The organism is Pseudoalteromonas sp. ND6B, assembly GCF_000764215.1.
In the GTDB taxonomy this organism is placed as follows: domain Bacteria; phylum Pseudomonadota; class Gammaproteobacteria; order Enterobacterales; family Alteromonadaceae; genus Pseudoalteromonas; species Pseudoalteromonas tetraodonis.
Map to the genome: position 1 here is coordinate 1 of NZ_JQFL01000072.1, position 22,581 is coordinate 22,581.

Annotated in this window: 24 protein-coding genes; 21 read left to right on the plus strand and 3 right to left on the minus strand. The window is 41.5% G+C overall.

The window, feature by feature from the left end:
* From ND6B_RS03565 to fliD, 3 genes are all read left to right on the plus strand, one after another.
* The coding region (locus ND6B_RS03565) for a flagellin (protein WP_033104069.1) at nucleotides 1–1,119 on the plus strand (1,119 nt) is incomplete at its 5' end.
* A 151-nt stretch (nucleotides 1,120–1,270) separates the two neighbouring features.
* Entirely contained in the window at nucleotides 1,271–1,693 is a 423-nt protein-coding gene (locus ND6B_RS03560) for a flagellar protein FlaG (protein ID WP_033104070.1), read from the plus strand.
* 52 nt (nucleotides 1,694–1,745) lie between these two features.
* Entirely contained in the window at nucleotides 1,746–3,185 is a 1,440-nt protein-coding gene (gene fliD, locus ND6B_RS03555) for a flagellar filament capping protein FliD (protein ID WP_033104071.1), read from the plus strand.
* A gap of 100 nt (nucleotides 3,186–3,285) precedes the next feature.
* Here fliD and ND6B_RS03550 read toward each other — a convergent pair whose 3' ends face one another.
* Together ND6B_RS03550 and fliS are read right to left on the minus strand one after the other, a co-directional pair.
* Nucleotides 3,286–3,582: a hypothetical protein gene (locus tag ND6B_RS03550; protein ID WP_033104072.1), complete on the minus strand. Its 297-nt coding sequence runs from the start codon at nucleotides 3,580–3,582 to the stop codon at nucleotides 3,286–3,288.
* A 5-nt stretch (nucleotides 3,583–3,587) separates the two neighbouring features.
* Complete coding sequence (fliS, locus tag ND6B_RS03545; protein WP_033104073.1) at nucleotides 3,588–3,989, minus strand: flagellar export chaperone FliS; 402 nt, start codon at nucleotides 3,987–3,989, stop codon at nucleotides 3,588–3,590.
* A 349-nt stretch (nucleotides 3,990–4,338) separates the two neighbouring features.
* Between fliS and ND6B_RS03540 the strand changes: the two genes are divergently transcribed.
* A complete protein-coding gene (locus tag ND6B_RS03540; RefSeq protein WP_028833983.1) occupies nucleotides 4,339–5,775 on the plus strand; it encodes a sigma-54 dependent transcriptional regulator in 1,437 nt (478 codons plus the stop codon).
* A gap of 261 nt (nucleotides 5,776–6,036) precedes the next feature.
* Here the strand turns inward: ND6B_RS03540 and ND6B_RS03535 are convergent, their stop codons facing one another.
* Nucleotides 6,037–6,633 (minus strand): DNA-3-methyladenine glycosylase I, encoded by a 597-nt coding sequence (locus ND6B_RS03535; RefSeq protein ID WP_033104074.1) that lies wholly within the window; start codon nucleotides 6,631–6,633, stop codon nucleotides 6,037–6,039.
* A gap of 129 nt (nucleotides 6,634–6,762) precedes the next feature.
* On the opposite strand from ND6B_RS03535, the gene ND6B_RS03530 reads away from it, so the two are divergent.
* From ND6B_RS03530 to flhB, 17 genes are all read left to right on the plus strand, one after another.
* Entirely contained in the window at nucleotides 6,763–7,872 is a 1,110-nt protein-coding gene (locus ND6B_RS03530) for a sensor histidine kinase (RefSeq protein ID WP_033104075.1), read from the plus strand.
* Nucleotides 7,872–9,296, plus strand: coding sequence for a sigma-54-dependent transcriptional regulator (locus tag ND6B_RS03525; RefSeq protein WP_033104076.1), 1,425 nt, complete (start codon nucleotides 7,872–7,874; stop codon nucleotides 9,294–9,296). The genes ND6B_RS03530 and ND6B_RS03525 overlap by 1 nt, the downstream gene beginning before the upstream one ends.
* Before the next feature lie 157 nt (nucleotides 9,297–9,453).
* Nucleotides 9,454–9,786 (plus strand): flagellar hook-basal body complex protein FliE, encoded by a 333-nt coding sequence (fliE, locus tag ND6B_RS03520; RefSeq protein WP_008112177.1) that lies wholly within the window; start codon nucleotides 9,454–9,456, stop codon nucleotides 9,784–9,786.
* 20 nt (nucleotides 9,787–9,806) lie between these two features.
* The gene (gene fliF / locus ND6B_RS03515) at nucleotides 9,807–11,522 is read left to right on the plus strand and encodes a flagellar basal-body MS-ring/collar protein FliF (protein WP_033104077.1); all 1,716 of its coding nucleotides are present in this window, start codon (nucleotides 9,807–9,809) and stop codon (nucleotides 11,520–11,522) included.
* Nucleotides 11,515–12,555, plus strand: coding sequence for a flagellar motor switch protein FliG (gene fliG / locus ND6B_RS03510; RefSeq protein ID WP_033104078.1), 1,041 nt, complete (start codon nucleotides 11,515–11,517; stop codon nucleotides 12,553–12,555). Before fliF ends, fliG begins: the two co-directional genes overlap by 8 nt.
* A gap of 3 nt (nucleotides 12,556–12,558) precedes the next feature.
* Nucleotides 12,559–13,362, plus strand: a complete 804-nt coding sequence (gene fliH / locus ND6B_RS03505; RefSeq protein WP_033104079.1) for a flagellar assembly protein FliH — start codon at nucleotides 12,559–12,561, stop codon at nucleotides 13,360–13,362.
* An 18-nt stretch (nucleotides 13,363–13,380) separates the two neighbouring features.
* Entirely contained in the window at nucleotides 13,381–14,715 is a 1,335-nt protein-coding gene (gene fliI / locus ND6B_RS03500; protein WP_008112184.1) for a flagellar protein export ATPase FliI, read from the plus strand.
* Nucleotides 14,715–15,161 carry a flagellar export protein FliJ gene (gene fliJ, locus ND6B_RS03495; protein ID WP_008112186.1) on the plus strand — a complete coding sequence of 149 codons (447 nt, stop codon included), beginning with the start codon at nucleotides 14,715–14,717 and terminating at the stop codon, nucleotides 15,159–15,161. Before fliI ends, fliJ begins: the two co-directional genes overlap by 1 nt.
* Before the next feature lie 87 nt (nucleotides 15,162–15,248).
* A complete protein-coding gene (locus ND6B_RS03490; protein WP_033104080.1) occupies nucleotides 15,249–17,060 on the plus strand; it encodes a flagellar hook-length control protein FliK in 1,812 nt (603 codons plus the stop codon).
* Between the two features lie 57 nt (nucleotides 17,061–17,117).
* Nucleotides 17,118–17,645, plus strand: coding sequence for a flagellar basal body-associated protein FliL (gene fliL, locus ND6B_RS03485; protein WP_008112190.1), 528 nt, complete (start codon nucleotides 17,118–17,120; stop codon nucleotides 17,643–17,645).
* 9 nt (nucleotides 17,646–17,654) lie between these two features.
* Nucleotides 17,655–18,746 (plus strand): flagellar motor switch protein FliM, encoded by a 1,092-nt coding sequence (gene fliM, locus ND6B_RS03480; RefSeq protein ID WP_010387912.1) that lies wholly within the window; start codon nucleotides 17,655–17,657, stop codon nucleotides 18,744–18,746.
* Nucleotides 18,747–18,766: 20 nt separating this feature from the next.
* Nucleotides 18,767–19,165, plus strand: coding sequence for a flagellar motor switch protein FliN (fliN, locus tag ND6B_RS03475; RefSeq protein ID WP_013465554.1), 399 nt, complete (start codon nucleotides 18,767–18,769; stop codon nucleotides 19,163–19,165).
* Nucleotides 19,162–19,545, plus strand: a complete 384-nt coding sequence (gene fliO, locus ND6B_RS03470; RefSeq protein ID WP_024602027.1) for a flagellar biosynthetic protein FliO — start codon at nucleotides 19,162–19,164, stop codon at nucleotides 19,543–19,545. The genes fliN and fliO overlap by 4 nt, the downstream gene beginning before the upstream one ends.
* 4 nt (nucleotides 19,546–19,549) lie before the next feature.
* Nucleotides 19,550–20,290, plus strand: a complete 741-nt coding sequence (gene fliP, locus ND6B_RS03465; protein WP_013465552.1) for a flagellar type III secretion system pore protein FliP — start codon at nucleotides 19,550–19,552, stop codon at nucleotides 20,288–20,290.
* A gap of 41 nt (nucleotides 20,291–20,331) precedes the next feature.
* A complete protein-coding gene (locus tag ND6B_RS03460) occupies nucleotides 20,332–20,601 on the plus strand; it encodes a flagellar biosynthetic protein FliQ (protein ID WP_010387922.1) in 270 nt (89 codons plus the stop codon).
* A gap of 2 nt (nucleotides 20,602–20,603) precedes the next feature.
* Nucleotides 20,604–21,383: a flagellar biosynthetic protein FliR gene (fliR, locus tag ND6B_RS03455; protein WP_013465551.1), complete on the plus strand. Its 780-nt coding sequence runs from the start codon at nucleotides 20,604–20,606 to the stop codon at nucleotides 21,381–21,383.
* 9 nt (nucleotides 21,384–21,392) lie between these two features.
* Entirely contained in the window at nucleotides 21,393–22,523 is a 1,131-nt protein-coding gene (gene flhB / locus ND6B_RS03450; protein ID WP_033104081.1) for a flagellar biosynthesis protein FlhB, read from the plus strand.
* Nucleotides 22,524–22,581: the final 58 nt, after the last annotated feature.

Consider the following 22,581-nt stretch of genomic DNA (forward strand, 5'->3'; position numbering starts at 1 on the left):
CAGTTTCAAGTAGGTTCAGACAGCAATCAAACCATTGGCGTAACCTTAAATTCTGCAGCCGCTGAAGATATAGGTCTAAGAGGTAAAGGGTTTGATTTGGCTGCAATTGCCGGATTTTCAGGTGCTAGTGAAACAGCTAAAACATTTGCGGCTACAGACTCTTTAAGTGTAACTGCAGGTGGGCAAACTAACACGATTGATTTAACCACAGGTATGAGTGCGGCAGATTTAGCTGGTCAATTCAATAGTACCGAAGGGGTGTTTGGTGTTGGTGCAACCACACAAGTTGCGGTGGGTGGATTTGGAGCTACAAATACAACTGCTACAGATGTTGTTACACTTAATGTTGCAGGTGTAGAAATTTCAGCAACGGCTGCAGCAACGGGTGATGGTACAGTTGCTGCATTGAACACCGCAATTGACCCAGCAACAGCAGAGGCACTTGCTGCTAAAGGTATTACTGCCTCGGTTGTAACTAATGCTGGTACTACCGGCGATGATTTATTGGTGTTTACTAACGCTAGTGGTGAAAACATTGATGTAACAATGGAAATTCAAGGTGGTAATACTGATGGGTTAGATGGTACGGTATCTGCTTACGATGGCACTGCAGTTATTGCTGGTGGTGTAACAGTATCTGCTGCTGCAGACACAACTGAAAACAAAACAGCAACAATTACTGGGCGTTTAGATGTTTCTAATGGAGTATTGGATTCTGACTTTTCTACATTAAGCGTTACTGGTACAGGCGCTTTAAATGGTGCAACAACAACCAACGCTACGCTTGATACGACAACTAGCCTTACGTCAATTGCTAATTTAGATATTTCATCAGCAGGTGGCTCGCAATCGGCAATCGATGTGATTGATGCAGCACTACAGCAAATTGGTAATGAGCGTGCTGAGCTCGGTGCGGTGCAAAATCGTTTTAGTCAAACAATTAGTAATTTGGCGAATATTCAAGAAAATGCATCGGCATCACGTAGCCGTATTCAAGATACCGATTACGCCACAGAAACAGCACAAATGACGAAAAACCAAATCTTGCAACAAGCGGGTACGTCTATCTTGTCGCAAGCAAATCAGTTACCACAAGCAGCACTTAGCTTATTAGGTTAATAAGTTAAAGTAATAGCTTAATGGTTAGCTAGCTAGTACATAAAGTCAGTATTAGTTTTACAAAAAAGGAGGTGGCTTTAGCTACCTCCTTTTGTGGTTTAAGGGTTTTAATTGAGCTATTGTTTAATTAACTAATAAATAGGAATCTGTTATGAATACCATTAATTCCAATGCAGAAGTTACATTACCAACTCCGCTTGCGGGTGAAGATAAAGTAGTTGGTCAAGCGGCTAGTTCGCTAACCGAACGCGCTGTTGACGATGTAAAGCAAGCTGACACACAAAATCAGCAACGATTACAGCAAAATCAATACGAAAAAAATAACCAAGAAGTAACTGCTCAGCCGTTAGAGCGTGAACAGCTAGAAAAAATGGCGCAGCAATTGCAGGAGTTTATGGGTGAAATGAACCGTAGCTTACAGTTTCAGGTAGACGAAGACTCTGGCCGCGATGTAATTAAAGTGCTAGATAAAGACACTGGCGATATTATTAAACAATATCCATCGGAAGAGGTGTTAAATTTAGTGTCTAAGTTATCTGAAACTGCGGGCTTATTGATAGATCACACTGTATAGCGCCTAAATGGTGGCTTAATTTTTCATTTAAATAGTTATTAAAGAGGGTAATATGGCTATTTCGTTTACAGGGTTAGGCTCAGGCTTACAAGTATCAGAAATTGTAGGTGCATTGGTAAATGCCGAAAAAGCTCCTTTTGAATCGCGTTTAAATAAAAAAGAAGGTAATTTAACCACAGATATTTCTGCCGCTGGGGCACTTAAGGCGGCACTTGTAAAAGTGCAAGAGTCTATGACCGCGCTTGGCAAGGTCGATAACTACCAAAAGCGCACAGCATCGGGTAATGATGATTTTATATCTCTTAGCTCAAACAAAGACGCGGAGCCAGGCAGTTATAATGTAAAAGTTGATGCACTGGCACAAGCCCATAAGTTATCGTCTCCTGCATTTGCTGCCGATGAGGCGGTTGGTGGTGGTGTGATTACTATTGGCTCTGGAGATAACAGTTTTTCGACTGTGCTGTCGCCTACTAATACACTGGAAGATTTAAGAGACCAAATAAATAACGGCCCATACACTGGCTCTGACTCTAATGACTCTGTGGTAGCAACGATAGTAACCAGTGATGCAGGTCAACATTTGGTTTTAACCAGTAAACAAACCGGTGAAGAAAACGCCATTACCATTACCGTACAAGATAGCGATGGTAACAATACCGATGTAGGCGGGCTCTCTCGCTTAGCCTATGACGTATCTGATGCGGACCCTGCCAACCATACGACTAATTTAACTGAGGTAAATGCGGCGCAAAATGCTCAAATAACCATTGATGGTACTTTAATTGCTTCAAGTAGTACGAACGAGTTTAAAAGTGTTATTGATGGCGTAGATATTACGGCTAAAAAAACCCAAGGTATTGATGGTGACGTAAGCACATTAACAGTAAAAGAAAACAATAATAATATTAAAGCTGGACTCGATGGATTTGTTAAAAGTTATAACGAGTTATTGGAGCTAAGTAAAAATTTAGGTAAATCTGGCGAGGATGGCGCTGGCGTAATGGCCGGTGACTCGTTGCTGCGCGGGGTGATGTCTAAACTTAGGCAAGAAATTACCAACAGCATCGATTTAGGTGAGGGCAACTCTTTATCACTATCACAGTTAGGGGTCGAGGCTGACCGCTACGGCAAGCTAAGCCTCGACACTGCGCGCTTAAATGAGCAAGTAGAAAGCAATGTTGATTTAGTGCAGCAGTTTTTTGTAGGTAAAAATACTGATGAAGGTGGTTTTGCCCAGTCGTTTGATACATTAATGGGTTTTTATACTAAATCAGATGGCTTAATTCAAAACCGCATAGACAGTAAGGAGGGCCAGTTAAACGATATAGATGACCAGAGAGTATCGTTTGCGCGTAAAATGGAGTCGTTAGAGTCGCGCCTGTATGCACAGTACAACAGTATGGATGCATTGGTGGCTAGTTTAAATTCAACCAGTAGCTATTTGCAAACTCAGCTGGACAACATGCCAGGTGTGGTAAGGCAGTCTAAATAATATATATTAGTAATTTAAAAAGGCCGCTAAGCATTTAACTTAGTGGCCTTTTTACTGTGGGATTTGGTGCATTTGATGCTGATACAGCTACTTTAAATAATTAAGTCGACTTATAAGCGTTAATGGCTTTATCCGACTTTTTATGTTTGAGCAGCGCACTAAATGACTCTGCTTTTTGGTTTTCTGCGGTTGCTAAAATCATATTAATTTGCGTTTGCAGTACACTTAACTCATCAACACTTGGCGGTGAGGTACTTTCGCACCAATTTACTAAGTGTTTATTTAATAACTCAAGCGAATTAGCAGCACCATCGGCACTGTTTTTATTAACGTGAGTTTGAAGCTCGCAGAGTAATTGTTTAACATGTTCTGCGGCTTTTGTTGGCTTTGTTGGCATAACTATTAAATAGTAGGTATGCGTTGGTCGGCAGGAATACCCTCCCAACCCTCTTTAATTTCCTTAACAATACCCGAAACCTCTGTAAGTGCTTCAACATCATTGTTGATATTTGCTTGTACTAAGCGGCGTTGGCAGTAGTCGTAAAGTGCCAATAAATTGTTAGCTATACTTGGGTCTTGCTCAACCTCTAAGTTTAAAGAGTCTTGCAAGGCACCAAATAACAAAATACAGGCTGATATGTTTTCACCTTTTTTTGCTATTTCTTTACGTTCAATAAAGCCTTTAGTGGCTGCTAAGCGACCAATAATGTTACTAAAAATTAGATTTATTTGTTCATACGGTGCCATTTCGGCGATGCTGCTGGTACGAACTTGAGAATATTTTTTTAACGAAGCATGAGCCATGGGTTAATCCTAAATTTAGTTAAATATAAAAGTTACTAAATGTTAGCAATTATAATGCCAAGCATTTTATATATGACTTGTTATCGGCATTTATACTAACAACTTAAGCAAAAATTTAATGTTACTTAAATTTTTATAGTCAGTTGATGTGCTTATGATTGCGCGCGATAATAAGGACAGTCAAGCTTTTGTAATACTTAATATCTAATCCCTAAGTATTGGGTTTAAGTGGTGTGTCTATTTTTTGGCGTGAATGTCAAAAAATCGCCGCTTTGTGCTTGCATCCAAATCCAACTGGCTTACAATTTGATTAATAAAACAAATTAGTGAAATAAATGGCTCGCTAAAGATGATCTTAATTTTAGATAATAATAACAATCGCTCTATTGGATTATACGCATCGCTTACTTTTATTGGTGAGGCGGTACAGTTGCAAACAGAAGCTGACTTTGAACAGGCATGTAGCCACTATCAAAACAAAGAATGTATTGTGGTGTTAGGTGCTTTGCAGTCTTTAGATCACGAAAGTTTAATTAAACGATACCCAACATTTCCTTTTTTACTCATTGGTGAAACGCTTAAACCTTTGTTGAGTTTGGCTAATGTTGTGGGGTTGATATGTGAGCCATTTACTCATGAAATAACCACACAGCTGTTACACGACTGTCAGCAATATCAGCGCATGTTGCCGCATGAACATAAAAATAATAAAGAGAAAAGCACCTTTGATGGTCTTGTTGGTGAAACCAAAGCCGTAAAAGATTTACGCTTTTTAATTACGCAGGTTGCTAAAACCGATGCTAACGTACTTATTTTAGGTGAGTCGGGCACAGGTAAAGAAGTGGTCGCCCGTAACGTACATTTGCTTTCTAAACGTAACAAAGGCCCATTTGTACCAGTAAACTGTGGGGCAATTCCTGCAGAGCTACTAGAAAGTGAACTATTTGGTCATGAAAAAGGCGCATTCACAGGGGCCATTTCAGCACGGAAAGGCCGTTTTGAGTTAGCGCAAGGTGGCACGCTATTTTTAGATGAAATAGGGGATATGCCATTACAAATGCAGGTTAAATTACTGCGAGTGCTCCAAGAGCGTAGCTATGAGCGCGTTGGTGGTACCAAAGCGATCCAAGCTGATGTGCGTGTGATTGCTGCAACCCACCGTGACCTTGAAAACATGATAGAAAAAGGCTCATTTAGAGAAGATTTATACTATCGCTTAAATGTTTTTCCTATTGAGAGCCCATCTCTTGCTCAACGCGCAGAAGACATACCATTACTACTTAAAGAGCTTATGCGCCGTGTAAATGAACAAAGCGGTACTACGGCTAAGTTTACAGAGCGTGCTATTGATAGTTTAAAAGAACATGCTTGGCCGGGTAATATTCGTGAGCTGGCGAACCTTGTTGAACGAATGGTTATTATGTTTCCAGATAAGGTGGTGGATGTTCCTGATTTACCCAATAAATACCGCTACATTGAAGTTGAAGCCTATGAGCCACAGTACCCAGAAGAGCTGATGGAGCGTGATGCCTTTAATGATATTTTTAGTGGCGGATTTAGCGAAGATGAAATAGATCTAGAAGATGACTTTGCTCAGGCCGCACCTGGTTTATTGCCCGATGAAGGTATTGAGCTTAAAGAGTACTTAGCTGAGCTTGAAATTAACTTAATCACACAGGCATTAGAGCGCTTTGATTACGTTGTCGCCCGTGCTGCTGAAGTACTTGGTGTAAGACGAACCACACTGGTCGAAAAAATGAAAAAATATAACTTATCCCGTGATTAAGGTTAAGAGCAGGTGTTACATTTTGGTGTTGGGTGTTGGGTGTTGGGTGTTGGGTGTTAGGTGTTAGGTGTTAGGTATTAGGTTAGAAAAACTAAACACCGCGTTTAATGCAAACTCGGCGCTATACTTGTCAGCGGGTTAACCCCGCGTCGGTGTTGGTGCCAACTTACTGTTTTTGTTTAAAATAATAATTAAAGGGTTACGACTGAAAATCCTTAATTTATGCTATTTTCTTAACCCTTAACCCTTAACCCTTAACCCTTAACCCTTAACCCCTAAATTTTTAACTTCTTCCTTCCTAAAACAGTTATTACTATGATCGTTAACCATTCCGCACGCCTGCATGTAGGCATACACTGTGGTTGGGCCTAAAAACTTAAAACCGCGCTTTTTTAAATCTTTTGCAAATAATGTTGATGCCTCAGTAACTGCGGGGTAATCCGCAAGCGTCTCTAAATCGTTTACCTGAGGTTTATTACCAACAAACCGCCACTGGTAATCACTAAAGCTGCCAAACTCTTTTTGAATAGCAATGAAGCACTTTGCATTATTAATTGTTGCGGCTATTTTTAAGCGATTGCGAACAATTCCTTCATTTTGCATTAATGTTTCTAGGTCCTGCTCAGTAAAGGCCGCTACTTTATTTACGTCAAAGTTTGCAAAGGCGTTTTTATAATTAGCGCGCTTTTTTAATATGGTGTACCAACTTAACCCTGCTTGTGCCGATTCTAACGTTAAAAACTCAAAAAGTAGTTGATCGTCATACACAGGAACGCCCCATTCATGGTCATGGTAATCCACGTAGTCGGGTTTTGTTGTATCTAACCATGGGCAGCGGCACTGAGTCTCTTTATTCATGCATGTTCCTTTGCGCGTCATTTTTACGACACGCGTTTTGTTGGTTTAATTTATTGAATTTGCTAGTAAATAATTTTGGTACATATTGTGCATCAGCTACAGTATCTACATTATTTTAGAGAGTTGATTATGGCCCTTGCAAGTGTGCTAAAACCCCAGTTTATTTCTGCTAATCAGTATAACCCATGTTTACTGCAAGAGGAGTATGTTGGTGAGTTGAGTGATTTGCGTCAACAAGCAAGTTGGCTCTCTCATCTGGTTGATACCATGCCTGCGGGCGTGATTGTACTCGATGGTAAAGGAATGATCGCTAAGGCAAACCAAATAGCTATCGATATGCTCGGCGAGCCATTAGAAGGAGAGAAGTGGTTTAGCGTTATTCAGCGCTCATTTCGTCCTCATCAAGATGATGGTCATGAAGTGTCGTTAAAAGATGGACGCTTAATAAAGCTCGATATTACTGCACTCGCGCCTGAGCCTGGGCAACTTATACTAATGACCGATTTAACCGAAACCCGACGCTTACAAAAGCGAGTCGCGCATATGCAGCGTTTAAGTGCCTTAGGTAAAATGGTTGCGTCTTTGGCTCATCAAGTACGCACACCGTTATCAGCGGCTATGTTGTATGCCGCAAATTTAGGCTCAAAACGCTTACCCGAAGCGTCTCGCGGCAGTTTTCATACTAAATTAATGTCACGTTTAAAAGATTTAGAAACCCAAGTAAACGACATGCTGTTATTTGCTAAAAGTGGTGATCAGCAAGTTGTTGAGCAAGTGTCGATGCAACAGCTACTAAGTGAAGTTAAAGCCGGTGCCGATGCTATGGTAGCGCTCAATGATAGCGAATTAAATGTGAGCTTACCTGAACCCGATATTGAAATTATGGGTAACAAAACAGCATTGGCAAGCGCAATTCAAAACCTAATTCATAATAGTATTCAAGTCATTGGCAGTGGTGCACAAGTACATCTTAGTGCTTTGCGTGATATGCAAGACCCTGATTATGTCCGCATTAGTGTTAGTGATAATGGCCCTGGGCTTGATTTAGCACAAACTGAAAAAATATTTGAACCCTTTTATACCACTAAAAGCCAAGGTACTGGTTTAGGACTTGCCGTTGTAAGTTCAGTGGCCAGTGCACATCAGGGACGTGTTGAAGCAGACAACAACCCACAAGGGGGAGCAATTTTTAGTATGTTGCTACCTATTAGTGTCACATCTAAATTAGGGGAGTCATAATGAGTAACACTATTTTAGTTGTAGAAGATGACGCCGGACTTCGTGAAGCATTAATTGATACACTTGAAATGTCAGGTATAGCCTGTATGGCCGCCAATAGTGCCGAACAAGCCATGGTGCTACTAAAAAAAGAAGTATTTTCATTGGTGGTCAGTGATGTACAAATGGGCGCAATGAGCGGCTTGGATTTATTACGTAGTATTAAATTAAATTACCCTGATTTACCCGTACTAATGATGACGGCCTATGCCACTATTGATGATGCTGTAGAGGCTATGCGTTTAGGCGCGATTGATTATATGGCTAAGCCATTTGCACCAGAAGTGCTATTGAATATGGTGAGTCGTTACTTACCAGAAAAAGAAAAAGAAACAGACGGGCCCATTGTCGCCGACCCTAGTAGTATTCAATTACTCGAACTTGCTAATAAAGTTGCTCGTTCAGATGCCAGTGTGATGGTGCTTGGGCCAAGTGGCTCTGGTAAAGAAGTACTGGCGCGTTATATTCATGACAAATCAAAACGCTGTAATGAACCGTTTGTTGCGATTAACTGTGCTGCTATTCCTGAAAATATGCTCGAAGCCACTTTATTTGGTTATGAGAAAGGCGCGTTTACCGGTGCTATACAAGCTTGTCCTGGTAAGTTTGAACAAGCACAGGGCGGTACTATTTTACTTGATGAAATTACCGAGATGGATTTAGGCTTACAAGCCAAATTACTGCGGGTATTGCAAGAGCGTGAAGTTGAGCGTTTAGGTGGTCGTAAAACCATTGCACTGGATGTACGTGTGCTTGCCACAAGTAACCGAGAGTTAAAAGAAGCGGTTGCTGATAACCAGTTCCGCGAAGATTTATACTATCGACTCAATGTTTTCCCATTGCTATGGCGACCACTGTGTGAGCGCCCAGGGGACATTATTGTGCTGGCTAAACATTTGATTGAACGTCACTTAAGTAAAAGCAAAGAGCCAATGGCGTATTTAGATAGCAGTGCAGAGCAAAAACTGCTTAGCCATAGCTGGCCCGGTAACGTACGCGAACTAGATAACGTTATTCAACGCGCATTAATTTTACGCAGTGGAAATAGTATTGATGAACATGCTATTTTTATCGAAAATCTAGCCCCAACGCATTTTGTAGCAGAAACTAAAGCTGACATTGAGCCTGTAAAAAGTAGTCTCAGTAACGCTTATTATGATGAAAAAGCAGCGCCTGTAGATGAGCAAAAAAATGATTTGTTAGCCGTCGATACCGGCAGTTACAAAGATGAGCTTAAAGATAAAGAACATCGCATAATTTTAGAAACCTTGGCACGCTGTCAAGGAAAGCGTAAAGAAGTAGCCGAAACCTTAGGTATAAGTCCGCGTACTTTGCGTTACAAATTAGCACAAATGCGTGATTTAGGCATTTCCCTCCCAGCATAACCCCCATAAGCCCTAAGTTCAATCACTTGAATTTAGGGCTGTCAAAACTCTGACTGCTTAATTATTTTACTTAAAGTGCTGTTTTAATTGATTTTAATTTTTGGCATGTTTTGTGCTTTATTCTCTTTAAGAGTTTACTGCATTATCAGAGACAATTATGAAAATTCAAAACAGTGCTTTATTTCAAGAAATGCAATCAATGGCTGCAGAGGCCACACGTAGTAATCAAGTTAATAACTTGCCAACGCAAGTGCAATCAACCTCTACAGCTCAGTTTGGTGACATGTTGAGTAATGCCCTTAATACAGTGCATGAACTTCAGCAAGACGCAGGGCAAAAAGTAAAAGCGGTAGAGAATGGCGACAGAAGCGTATCACTTGCTGAGGCTATGATTGCTTCGCAAAAGTCTTCTGTGGCATTTGAAGCTACGGTACAGGTTCGTAATAAGCTTGTTGAATCTTATAAAGAAATTATGAACATGCCTGTTTAACTAGGTAGTGGAGAATTATTGTGGCGCAATCTAATCAATCTACAGATCTGGCACTTGCTGATGGCATGATGGAGCAAAGTGAAAACGAAGATCAACAAGAGCAAAAATCAGGCTATTTTAGTTCCCTTGGCGGTGTTGATGTTTTACGTCAAATTACCCTGATTGTTGCATTAGCTATTTGTTTAGCCATTGCTATTTTCGTTATTATTTGGGCTCGTCAGCCAGATATGCGCCCTTTAGGTAAAATGCAAACTGAAGAGTTAATAGAAACACTCGACTTTTTAGATGCACAAAAAATTGACTACCAACTTGATGGCAATGTGGTCTCGGTGGATGAAACTGAATATCAAAATATCAAGTTATTGATGACCCGTGAAGGTTTAGATCAAGGGCCTACATCAGGTAGCGACATTATTATGCAAGACATGGGGTTTGGGGTAAGCCAACGTTTAGAACGTGAGCGCCTTAAACATGGCCGTGAGCAACAACTTGCCCGTACTATAGAAGAGCTAAATAATGTTACTCGCGCCAAAGTATTGTTAGCGATTCCCAAAGAAAATGTATTTGCCCGTAGAGAGAAAAAACCCTCTGCGACTGTTGTACTTACTCTTAAACGCGGTCGCTCTCTAGATGGCGAAGAAGTTGACTCGGTTGTTGATATGATAGCTTCAGCGGTACAAGGGCTTGAGCCTTCGCGCGTTACTGTGACCGATCAAAATGGTCGTTTATTAAATTCAGGCTCGCAAACCTCTTTAGCTGCACGCTCGCGTAAAGAATACGATATAGAACGTAAACGTGAGCAAGAATACCTAGAAAAAATCGACAGTATTTTGATCCCCGTGGTTGGATTAGGTAATTACACCGCACAAGTAGATTTAAGTATGGACTTTAGTGCGGTAGAAGAAACACAAAAACGTTACAACCCAGATTTACCGGCGGTAAGAAGTGAAACGACCTTTGAAGAAAATAATATTGGTGGCCTAGCGGTTGGTATTCCAGGCGCGCTTACTAATCAGCCACCAGTTAACTCAACGATACCTGAAGATGCAATGGCTGGCGGTGCAGGCACTGCAACCTCACCGAGTAGAACTCACAAAGAAGCCACTCGTAACTATGAACTCGATACCACTATTTCACATAAGCGTCAGCAAACTGGAGTGATCCGCAGAATAAGTGTCTCTGTTGCGGTTGATTACCTGCCTACGGTGGGTGAAAATGGTGAAACAACTATGACGCCACGCTCGGTTGAAGCCCTGTCAAATATTCGTCGCTTGTTACAAGGTGGCGTAGGCTTTGATATGCAACGTGGCGATGCACTTGAAGTAGTGACCGTGCCATTTGTTCGTGAAGACTCAGCGCTTGATTTTGAGTTGCCTTTATGGGAACAAGACTGGTTTATGAAAATGATGCGCTTAGTATTAGGTGCGCTGGTTATTATTGTACTGATTTTAGCTGTCGTTAAACCTATGCTTAAGCGGTTAATTTACCCAGATAGTACACTTGAAGAATATGATGAAGACTCTCTTAGTTCAGGTGTTGATCTTGGTGACAGCACATTAGATATGCTAAATAATGACTTTGATTCTGCTTCAGTTGGCTTCTCAAGCGATGGTACACTACAGTTACCAGACCTACATGGCGACGAAGACTTATTGAAAGCGGTTCGTGCCCTTGTAGCCAATGAACCAGAACTATCATCACAAGTAGTGAAAGCGTGGTTAACAGAAGATGACTGATCAAGAACAAAAACAACTACCACCGGCGTTTGATGTTGATAAACTTGATGGTGTAGATAAAGCGGCGATATTATTGCTGAGTTTATCTGAAGAAGATGCAGCGCAAATCCTAAAGCACTTAGAGCCAAAGCAAGTGCAAAAGGTAGGTATGGCCATGGCGGCAATCGATGATTTGTCGCAAGCTAAAATCAGCGCAGTGCACAACTTGTTTATCGAACAAATTCAAAGCTTTAGTACGATAGGTTTTCAGTCTGAAGATTTTATCAAAAAAGCACTTACGGCTGCATTAGGTGAAGATAAAGCCGCCAGCTTGATAGACCAAATAGTGATGGGCTCAGGCGCCAAAGGGCTTGATTCATTAAAGTGGATGGACTCTAAACAGGTGGCTAACATTATTCGTAATGAGCATCCACAAATTCAAACAATTGTTCTCTCTTACCTAGAGCCTGAACAGTCGGCTGAAATTTTAGCGCAATTTCCTGAAAAAGTGCGCCTCGATTTAACCATGCGTATTGCTAATTTAGAAGAAGTACAACCGGCAGCATTGCAAGAATTGAATGAAATTATGGAAAAACAATTTGCCGGTCAAGCGGGTGCACAAGCTGCGAAAATGGGTGGCTTAAAAGCTGCGGCAGATATCATGAACTACCTCGATACCAATGTTGAAGGGCAGTTAATGGATTCAATCCGTGAGCATGACGAAGAAATGTCGCAACAAATTCAAGACTTAATGTTTGTCTTCGAAAACTTAATGGATGTAGACGACAGAGGCATTCAAGCAATCCTGCGTGAAGTGCCGCAAGATGTATTAATGAAAGCCATTAAAGGGACCGACGATGCCCTTAAAGAGAAAATTTTGGGTAACATGTCAAAACGTGCTGCTGAAATGCTCGCTGATGATTTAGAGGCTATGGCTCCTGTGCGCATTAGTGAAGTAGAAGCGGCGCAAAAAGAAATTTTATCAACAGCACGTCGCCTTTCTGATTCAGGTGAAATTATGCTTGGTGGTGGCGGTGGTGAGGAGTTCTTATAACCTATGAGTCACTCTAAAGGTCGCCCATTACATGCAGATGAAGCTGATGAGTTATTAAAAAATTGGCCAATTCCTGATGTTGCTCCTGATGAGCGAAGCTTTCGCAATCGCTCTACGGCTTATGGCACACCCTTAGCCGAGCTATACCGTAAAGAAATAGCAAAAGAACAAGTAGAAGAACCGGAAGAACCAGAGCTGCCTTCATTAACTATGGTAGAGCTGGAGCGTATCCGCCAAGATGCCTACGAAGAAGGCCTTAAACAAGGGCACGAACAAGGCTATATAGATGGCTTTGACAAAGGCGTAACCGAGGGTAAAGAGGCGGGTTACAAAGAAGGTGTAGAGCTGGGTAAAACACAAGGCCAAGAAGACGTTAAACCATTAATTGATGAGCAGTTGACCAGCCTGCGTGGCTTACTAGATAGTTTAAGCGACCCGCTTAAAAAAGTGGACGAACAAGCAGAAAAACAGCTGGTACAGCTAGCCACTATGCTCAGTGAAGCGATTATTTATCAAGAAGTAAAAACATCACCTGATATTATTTTACATACTTTGAAAAAAAGCATTGATGCACTTAATGCAGAACAAGAAAAAGTTCGAATTCATCTTCATCCAGATGACTTATCGCTGATAAAAGCCAGTTATGGGGAACAAGCTATTGAAGCTAATCATTGGCAATTAATTGCAGAGCCCACTCTAGAGCGGGGCGGTTGTGAAGTTAAAACAACGTTATCATCTTTAGATATGACCTTGAAAACCCGTGTCAAAGAAACGTTGGATAGCTTTTTGCATAACAGTGGTATCTAACTTTTTTATTGGCGTGTCATGTCTGTGAGCGATACTTCATTAAGCGAACGCTTATCTCAATACCAACGGCATATTAAAATTCCAGCGCCTGCAGTCGCGGGGGTTTTAACGCGTGTGGTTGGTTTAACACTGGAAGCCAAAGGTTTGCGCGCTCCGGTAGGCAGCCAATGTAAAATTGAAACAATGAACGGTTTTGTTGACGCTGAAATTGTTGGATTTAACGATCAAACTTTGTATTTAATGCCTAACGACCACATTTCAGGTGTACTGCCTGGTGCGCGAGTTATCCCCCAAGTTAATGACACAGGTTTGCCTGTTGGCATGAGCTTACTTGGTCGAGTGGTAGACGGTTTAGGCAGACCTTTAGATGGCTTAGGTAAAATTAATGCAGAACATACACTCAAATTTGCTCAAAATGCAATAAACCCTCTTGCAAGACGCCCCATTAGTAAGCCTATGGATGTGGGGGTACGTGCTATTAACTCGGTGATTACTGTCGGCCAAGGCCAGCGCATGGGCTTATTTGCAGGCTCTGGTGTGGGTAAATCAGTATTATTAGGCATGATGACCCGAGGCAGTGAAGCCGATGTGATTGTAGTGGGTTTAGTCGGTGAGCGTGGTCGAGAAGTAAAAGAATTTATTGAAGAAATACTGGGTGTTGAAGGGCGTAAACGTTCAGTTGTTGTTGCAGCCCCCGCTGATGCCTCACCATTAATGCGATTAAAAGGCTGCGAAAGTGCGGTAACCATTGCAGAGTATTTTCGAGATCAAGGTTTAAACGTATTGTTATTACTCGACTCGGTGACGCGTTATGCTATGGCACAGCGTGAAATCGCCCTTGCCGTCGGTGAGCCCCCTGCAACAAAAGGCTACCCACCTTCAGTATTTGCTAAATTACCTGCGCTGGTGGAAAGAGCGGGTAATGGCGGGGAAGGGCAAGGCTCTATTACTGCCTTTTTTACCGTACTGAGTGAAGGCGATGACATGCAAGATCCGATTGCTGATGCTGCACGTGCCATACTTGACGGACATATTGTTTTATCTCGTGATTTAGCCGACAGCGGCCATTATCCTGCCATTGACATAGAAAAATCGATTTCTCGAGTTATGCCTCAAGTGGTGTCTGAATCGCACATGCAACAAGCTCGGGTGCTTAAGCAAGTGTATTCAATGTATCAACAGAACAAAGACATGATCACCTTGGGCGCTTATCAAAAAGGCAGTGATCAAATGCTCGATCAGGCAATAAACATGATGCCAAGAGTGAACGCATTTTTACAACAAGGGATGCGTGATGTGATTAGCTATGATGATGGCCTTCAAGGGCTCGCGCAATTATTAGGACAAGCATAATGGCAAAAAATAAACTGCATTTGTTGCTCAGGCTTGAAAACGAAAAAGAAGAAACGTTACGCATGAGCTACTTGCAAGCTAATCAAAATTTGCAAGTAAATCAGCAAAAGCTGCAGGGCTTAAATGACTTTCGACTTGAATACACGCAGCAACTTCATATTAAGGGGCAGTCGGGTTTATCAAGTGCCGGATTTAGTCAGTATCATGCATTCATTGCTAAGATTGAAGAAGCGATACGTCAACAAGCAAGCACTGTTAACACTGCAAAGCAGGTGGTTAGCCAGCGTAAAACCTTGTGGTTAAAGCAACAAGTAAAAGCGAAAGCGGTTGCTAAGTTAATTGAAAAACAACAGATAAAAGCGGATATGTTGGCCGCTAAAAGTGAGCAAAAAATGCTCGATGAATTTTCCTCTAATCAGTTTTATCAAAGGCATAAAGCACTATAAGGTAGGCATGCTAATTGCTTAGATTCTACAAGAGCAATGATTTTTAGGATTGTGCGGTGGGCTGTTGCCGCTTTTATTAGGTGATTTATGGCGATAAATGATATTTCAATGTTAGCGGTATCTGAGCAAGACTCATACTTAGTTAAAAAAGACAGTGATAAAACAAAGCTAGATAGCAGTAATGATGCTGGCTTTTTTGATCAATTAGCCCTTGCTAACCAAGCTTCTGAAACACACAGTACGCAAGCTAAAGCGCCACAAAAACAACAATCAGCAGATGAACAATCCGATCTAAAAGAGCAAAGTAGCGAAGAAAAGCCTTTGAGCGGTGAAGATATGCTGGCGCAAATTAATGCGGCACAAGTCATCGATACCTCAGTAAAAAATAACCCCCATGGTGGTGCGCAGTTAATAGACAAAGACGCTGTTAAAATAAACGCTAAGCCTGAAGATAAGCTGGCACCCATTATTACTATGCCAAGTGATGCCGTTATGGATGATGAAATCATTCCACAAACACAAAATGTACAAGGTGCTAATTTAGCAGGAAAAGGCGAAGGTGAGCCGACACTGCTTGACACAAAAGCGCTAGCAGCTGTTAATGCGAGTCAAAAAGGCGATGTTGTTTCAAGTCAATTAGCAACAGATAAGGTGGCCGATAAGCCGACTGATACCACAACCGTAAAATCATCATTAGACTCATCAATTTTGGCGCTGTTATCAAAAGATGATAATGCCATTAAAGCAGATAAATTATTGGCAAATTTAACACCTGCTCAGCAAGGTGAATTAGCCACTGAGCTTAATGCGATGAGCAAGCCAATTAATAAAGATAACCTAGCGGATTTAAAGCAATTACTCAGTAAGTATGTGAGTGAAAGTGAGAAGCCGCAAACACCTCAGCAGACCATTAATGCACAAATAAGTACGTTAACTACCTCAGAAAAACAGGCCTTACTCAATCAGTTGCAGGGTTACGTTAAAAATGAATCTTTATCAACGAAAGAACTTACCTCGCTAAAAGGAGTAATCAGTGATTTAGAGACCGCGATTAACGCGGACAGCTTGTTTAGCGCCAAAGATAAGCCACTATTTTCAAATAATGCTTTGGCGGGAGCAATAGCGCCAAAAGCACAGGCTGGTACTGAATCAGCCAATGTAAAACCTGAGCTAAAATTAGAGAGTTCAAAATCGGTAGCTGATAACCCTGAAGAGCTTGCCAAACAGTTAGACGCATTACAAAAAGAGAGCATGCGCGGCACTAATGCTGAGCAAATGCCACCGCGTGCAGCACAAATTTTCTCTCAGATCATTAATATATTTGACAAACAGTCGCTTAATAGTCTCGCTAAATACGATACTTTAGGGTACGAACAAGCTATTATTGAAGCGCAAAGCTTGCAAGCAGGACAGTTACAAAGTACAGCACAAGCGAAACAAGTAAGCATTGATCCTGCCACGTTACAGGCTTTAAACATTATTAAAAGTGATGCGGCAAAAATGCTACAAGAGCGGGTTAGCTCAATGTTAAGTATTAATAATAAAGAAGCTGAAATTCGCCTAGATCCGCCAGAAATGGGCAGCATGCAAATTCGTATTAGAAGTGATGCTGAGCAAGCACAAATCAACTTTGTAGTGCAAAACCAGCAAGCCAAAGAAGCGCTGGAGCAGTCGTTACCTAGGCTTAGAGAAATACTGATGCAGCAAGGTTTAGAACTAGGTGAAAGCAGTATTTCTTACGGTGATTCCTCAGGTGAGCAAGCACAGCAACAAGAAGGTGATGCACAAGGGCAAATGGCCAATAATCGCTCTACAGATGAGACAAATAGTGAGCAACCAGATAAGCAAATACAGGGTTCTGGACAACAAACGTCATCATCAATAGATTACTATGCCTAAGTCCTGCTATTATAATAGTTAAAACAAGCAAATACCTTTGCAAATAAAGGAAATACAATGGCTGAAGATACTAATTTAGAAATAGAAGAAGTCAGTAAAAATAAAAGCAAGCTCATTATAATTATAGCTGCTGTATTGGTAATTGTTGGCGGTGTAGCTGGTTACTTTTTACTATCGGGGGATGATGAGGCCTTAGAAACTCTAACAGATGATAGTGCCAGTGGTGAATTAGCTGCTGCATCATCAAGCTCTTCAGCAACAATAGGCACAGCCTTATATATTTCAATGCCAAGACCTTTTGTATTTAATGTGCCAGGGGCTAGTCGCGATAGAATTGTGCAAATTAAAGTGCAATTACTGGTGCGCGGGGATGGCAATGAAGAAATAGCTAAAAAGCATATTCCTCTTATAGAAGGTACGTTGTTAAATGTATTTTCTATGACCACAGCTGATGAGTTAAGTAGCAGCGTTGGTAAGGAAACACTGCGCTTTACTGCGCTTGATAAAGTGCAAGCAGCTATGATGGATGTGGAAGGAAGTAAAGTAATTGAGCGGGTACTATTTACCGGCTTTGTGATGCAATAAGGGGCCAGTGTGAGCGATTTATTATCCCAAGACGAAATTGATGCGCTATTACATGGTGTCGATGAAGTCGAAGAGGAAGATATACACGACGGTGAAGATGGTGAGGGAAGTACACTACAGTACGACTTTTCTTCGCAAGATCGCATCGTGCGTGGTCGCATGCCGACACTTGAAATTGTTAACGAGCGATTTGCCCGTCACATGCGAATTAGCTTATTTAACATGATGCGCCGCACCGCTGAGGTGTCAATTAACGGCGTGCAAATGATCAAGTTTGGTGAGTACATACATACCTTGTTTGTACCAACGAGTTTGAATATGGTGCGTTTTCGCCCACTAAAAGGCACCGGCCTTATTACCATGGAAGCACGCTTAGTATTTATACTGGTAGACAACTTCTTTGGTGGCGATGGCCGTTATCATGCCAAAATTGAAGGACGTGAATTTACCCCAACAGAACGCCGAATCGTGCAAATGCTGCTGAAAATAATCTTTGAAGATTACAAAGAAGCATGGGCACCAGTGATGGATGTGTCGTTCGAGTACCTCGATTCTGAGGTAAACCCTGCGATGGCTAATATTGTTAGCCCAACCGAAGTGGTGGTTATTAGCTCTTTTCATATTGAGCTGGATGGTGGCGGGGGAGACTTCCATATTGCGCTACCTTATTCAATGCTCGAACCTATCAGAGAGCTATTGGATGCGGGTGTTCAGTCTGATACTGAAGATACCGATTTACGTTGGAGTAAGGCGCTTCGTGACGAAATAATGGACGTAGAAGTCGATTTATCGACCCAGCTACTTGAAGTTGATTTAAGCTTAAAACAAATAATGGAGCTCAAAGCCGGGGATATAATTCCAGTTGAAATGCCTGAGCATATTACCGTATTTGTGGAAGAACTCCCTACATTTAGAGCTAAAATGGGTCGTTCACGTGATAACGTTGCGCTACAAATTAGTGAAAAAATTAAACGCCCTGATTCAGTTAAATCTGAGCTGCATGTCTTTACCAAAGGCGGCAAAAAAATTGATTCAGATGCAGAATTAGCAGAACTAGAAGATGATTTACACCTTTCAAACGGTGTAGACTTAGACTGGTAATTGATTAAAAGGTTAAAAGTATGAGCGATGATCAAGATACAATGGACGAATGGGCAGCAGCACTTGCTGAAGCTGAAGGCACTGACGATAGTCCTGAGGTCAAAGTAACCGAGCTTGATGAGCTTGATGATTCAAAGCATGAACTCAGCGGTGAAGAAAAACGTAAACTCGATACTATTTTAGACATTCCCGTTACTATTTCTATGGAAGTAGGGCGTTCTAAAATTAATATTCGTAATTTATTACAACTTAACCAAGGTTCGGTCGTTGAGCTTGACAGGGTTGCCGGCGAACCGCTCGATGTTTTAGTTAATGGTACTTTGATTGCGCATGGCGAAGTGGTTGTGGTGAACGATAAGTTCGGTATTCGTTTAACGGATGTAATTAGCCAGGTTGAACGGATCAAAAAGTTACGATGATAGCACTAGCCAGTTTAAGCAATTCGGTGTTTGCAGCAACAGATGCTGCAACACCGACCACAGATATCGTATCCATGGTGTTATCTTTGGGTATGGTTGTGGTGTTAATTTTAGTGTTGGCTTTTTTTGTAAAAAAGCTCAATCCAAATTTAACCAATAACGATGAGTTTAAAGTGATCCGCAGTCTTCCGTTGGGATCACGTGAGCGCTTAATGGTGGTTGAAATAGATAATGCACAGCACCTATTAGGGGTTACTCCACACAGTATTAATTATCTACACAAGTTAGAAACCCCCCTAACAGAAAAAGAGTTACCAGAATTAGCGAAGCGGTTTGGCAAAATGTTGAATCCGCAACTTAATCAAAATAAAAAGAACTAATATTATGACTAAATGGCTGCTTTTCCTATTTGCCATGGTGTTCGTCCCAGGGGTCAATGCCGAGGGGATTGACGCGCTGACGATCACCACTAATGCCGATGGCACCCAAGACTACTCAGTGACGCTACAAGTGTTGGCGATCATGACGGCTATGAGCTTTATTCCAGCCGCCATTATCATGATGACCTCTTTCACTCGAATTATTGTTGTTTTAGCTATTTTGCGCCAAGCCATTGGTTTGCAGCAAACGCCTTCGAACCAAGTATTACTAGGTATGTCGCTGTTTTTAAGTATTTTTATTATGGCGCCAATTTATGAGCAAATAAATGAGCGCGCTATCGAACCGTATTTAAGTGAACAAGTAACGTCACTTGAAGCACTTGATTTAGCCAAAGAGCCAATGAAAGCGTTTATGCTCTCACAGGTACGTATAAAAGATTTAGAAACCTTTGCTAAAATAGCAGGTTACGATCAGCTTGACTCGCCTGAAGCAACGCCAATGGTTGTGCTTATTCCTGCGTTTGTGACCAGTGAGCTACAAACCGCTTTTATTATTGGTTTTATGTTTTTTATTCCCTTTTTGATTGTCGATTTGGTGGTTGCATCGGTATTGATGGCCATGGGTATGATGATGTTATCGCCCATGATTGTGTCGCTACCGTTTAAGATTATGTTGTTTGTATTGGTTGATGGGTGGAGCTTGGTGATGGGTACACTCGCTAAAAGCTTTGGCTTGGGCACGTAGTTGTGCACTCTTCATTGAACCAACCACACTAGGAGTCGTCCATGGAACCTGAAGTATTTGTTGATATTTTAAGTGGAGCCCTATTTTTAGTGATTAAGCTGGTGTCTGCCATTGTGGTACCTGGCTTAATTATTGGGTTGGTTGTGGCTGTGTTTCAGGCAGCAACCTCAATTAACGAACAAACACTGAGTTTTTTACCGCGTTTATTAATCACCATCAGTGCCCTGATTGTGGGAGGACATTGGTTTACTCAAGAGCTAATGGACTTTTTTAATCGCTTAGTGCTGCTTATCCCCGAAATTGCAGGTTAACAATGGAATTTCCATTTTCCGTTGTCATTCAATGGTTAAGTGATTTTTTACTGCCCTTAGTGCGCATCAGCTCTATGATCATGATCATGGCGGGTATTGGCGCAAAAAACGTACCTGCTCGAATAAAAATGGGCTTGGCTGTTGTGGTCACCTTCTTAGTTGTTCCTGTTCTTCCTGCTGCTACATTTACTAATCTATTTTCTTTTGAAATGATTTTAGTGGTACTCCAACAAATGTTGATTGGTGTCGCAATTGGTTTTGCGTCCACACTATTACTCAATACGTTTGTGTTAGCCGGTCAAATTCTTGCTATGCAAACCGGTTTAGGTTTTGCATCTGTTGTTGACCCCTCTAATGGGATGAGTGTGCCTGCAGTGGGGCAATTTTATCTAATATTAGCTACCTTATTATTTTTTGTGTTTAATGGTCATTTAATGATGATTCAAATGGTGGTGCACAGTTTTGAAGTACTCCCGATTGATGGCAATTGGTGGGCGGTTGATCATTACTGGGACATAGTGACATGGGGTGGTTGGATGTTTACCACTGCATTAGTGCTGTCATTAGCACCATTAACCGCCATGCTGGTTATTAATATGGCATTTGGTATTATGACCCGTGCTGCACCGCAGTTAAATATTTTCTCGATAGGCTTCCCATTTACCTTAGTGGCAGGGCTCGTTATTATTTGGGCAACGCTCGGTAACTTTGTCACTCAGTTTGAGTTCCAATGGCTAAAAATGGTTGAGCTGATGTGTACTCTAGTTGGTTGTTCCCCTTAGGAGAGCGTAATGGCTGAAGATTCCGGACAAGAAAAAACCGAAGAACCCACCCCCAAAAAAGTTGATGATGCTAAAAAGAAAGGTCAAATAGCGCGTTCTAAAGAGTTAGGTACCATGTTTGTGCTTATTTTTTCTGCTATTTCCTTATTAATGTATGGGCCTGAAATTGGCAAAGGCTTGTACCGCATTATGGGAAGAATGCTGAGTCTTAACCGCAATGAAACCTACGACACCACCAAAATGTTTGCCGTATGGGGAGAGGTGGCCGACGTACTGTTATTTCCTATGTCGATGTTTGTACTCATTATTGTATTGGCTGCATTTATCGGTAATACCATGCTTGGCGGCTTTAATTTTAGTTGGCAAGCAGCTGCGCCCAAAGCCAGTAAAATGTCGCCAATGAAAGGCTTTACCCGCATGTTTGGTCCACAAGCGGCTATAGAATTGCTTAAGTCATTATTAAAGTTTGGCTTGGTGGCAGCATTTGCTATTTTTTTAATTAATACGTTTTTTGATGAAATCTTACATTTAAGTATAGAAAGTGCGCCTGGCAATATTGTTCATGCTTTGGAAATTTTAGCGTGGATGTTTTTAGGCATGTCTTGCACCTTAATTATTATTGCTGCTATTGACGCCCCATTTCAAAGCTATAGTCATAACAAACAGCTTAAAATGACTATGCAAGAGGTAAAAGACGAATATAAAAACTCAGAAGGTGATCCGCAGATTAAAGCGCGCATAAGGCAAACCCAACGTCAAATGTCGCAAAAGAGAATGATGCAGGATGTGCCAGACGCCGATGTTATTGTTACCAACCCTACTCACTATTCCGTAGCTTTAAAATACGATACAGAGCGAGCAGGCGCGCCTATTGTATTAGCCAAAGGTGTGGATGAGCTCGCCATGCAAATTCGTAAAATTGCATTGGGTAATGAAGTGCCTGTTGTTGAGTCTCCAACTTTAACCCGAGCGCTTTATCATACTGCAGAAGTGGGTGAGCAAATCCCCGATCAGCTCTTTACTGCGGTTGCTCAAGTGCTTGCTTATGTGTTTCAGCTTAAACGGTTTAAAAAAGGTCGTGGAAAACGCCCTGTTGCCCTTAATAAAAAGCTGCCTATCCCCGATGAATTTAAGTATTAACTGCTAACCAACTAACTTGGAATAGTTATTGCAATTTCAGCGTAGTGTCAATTTTTTG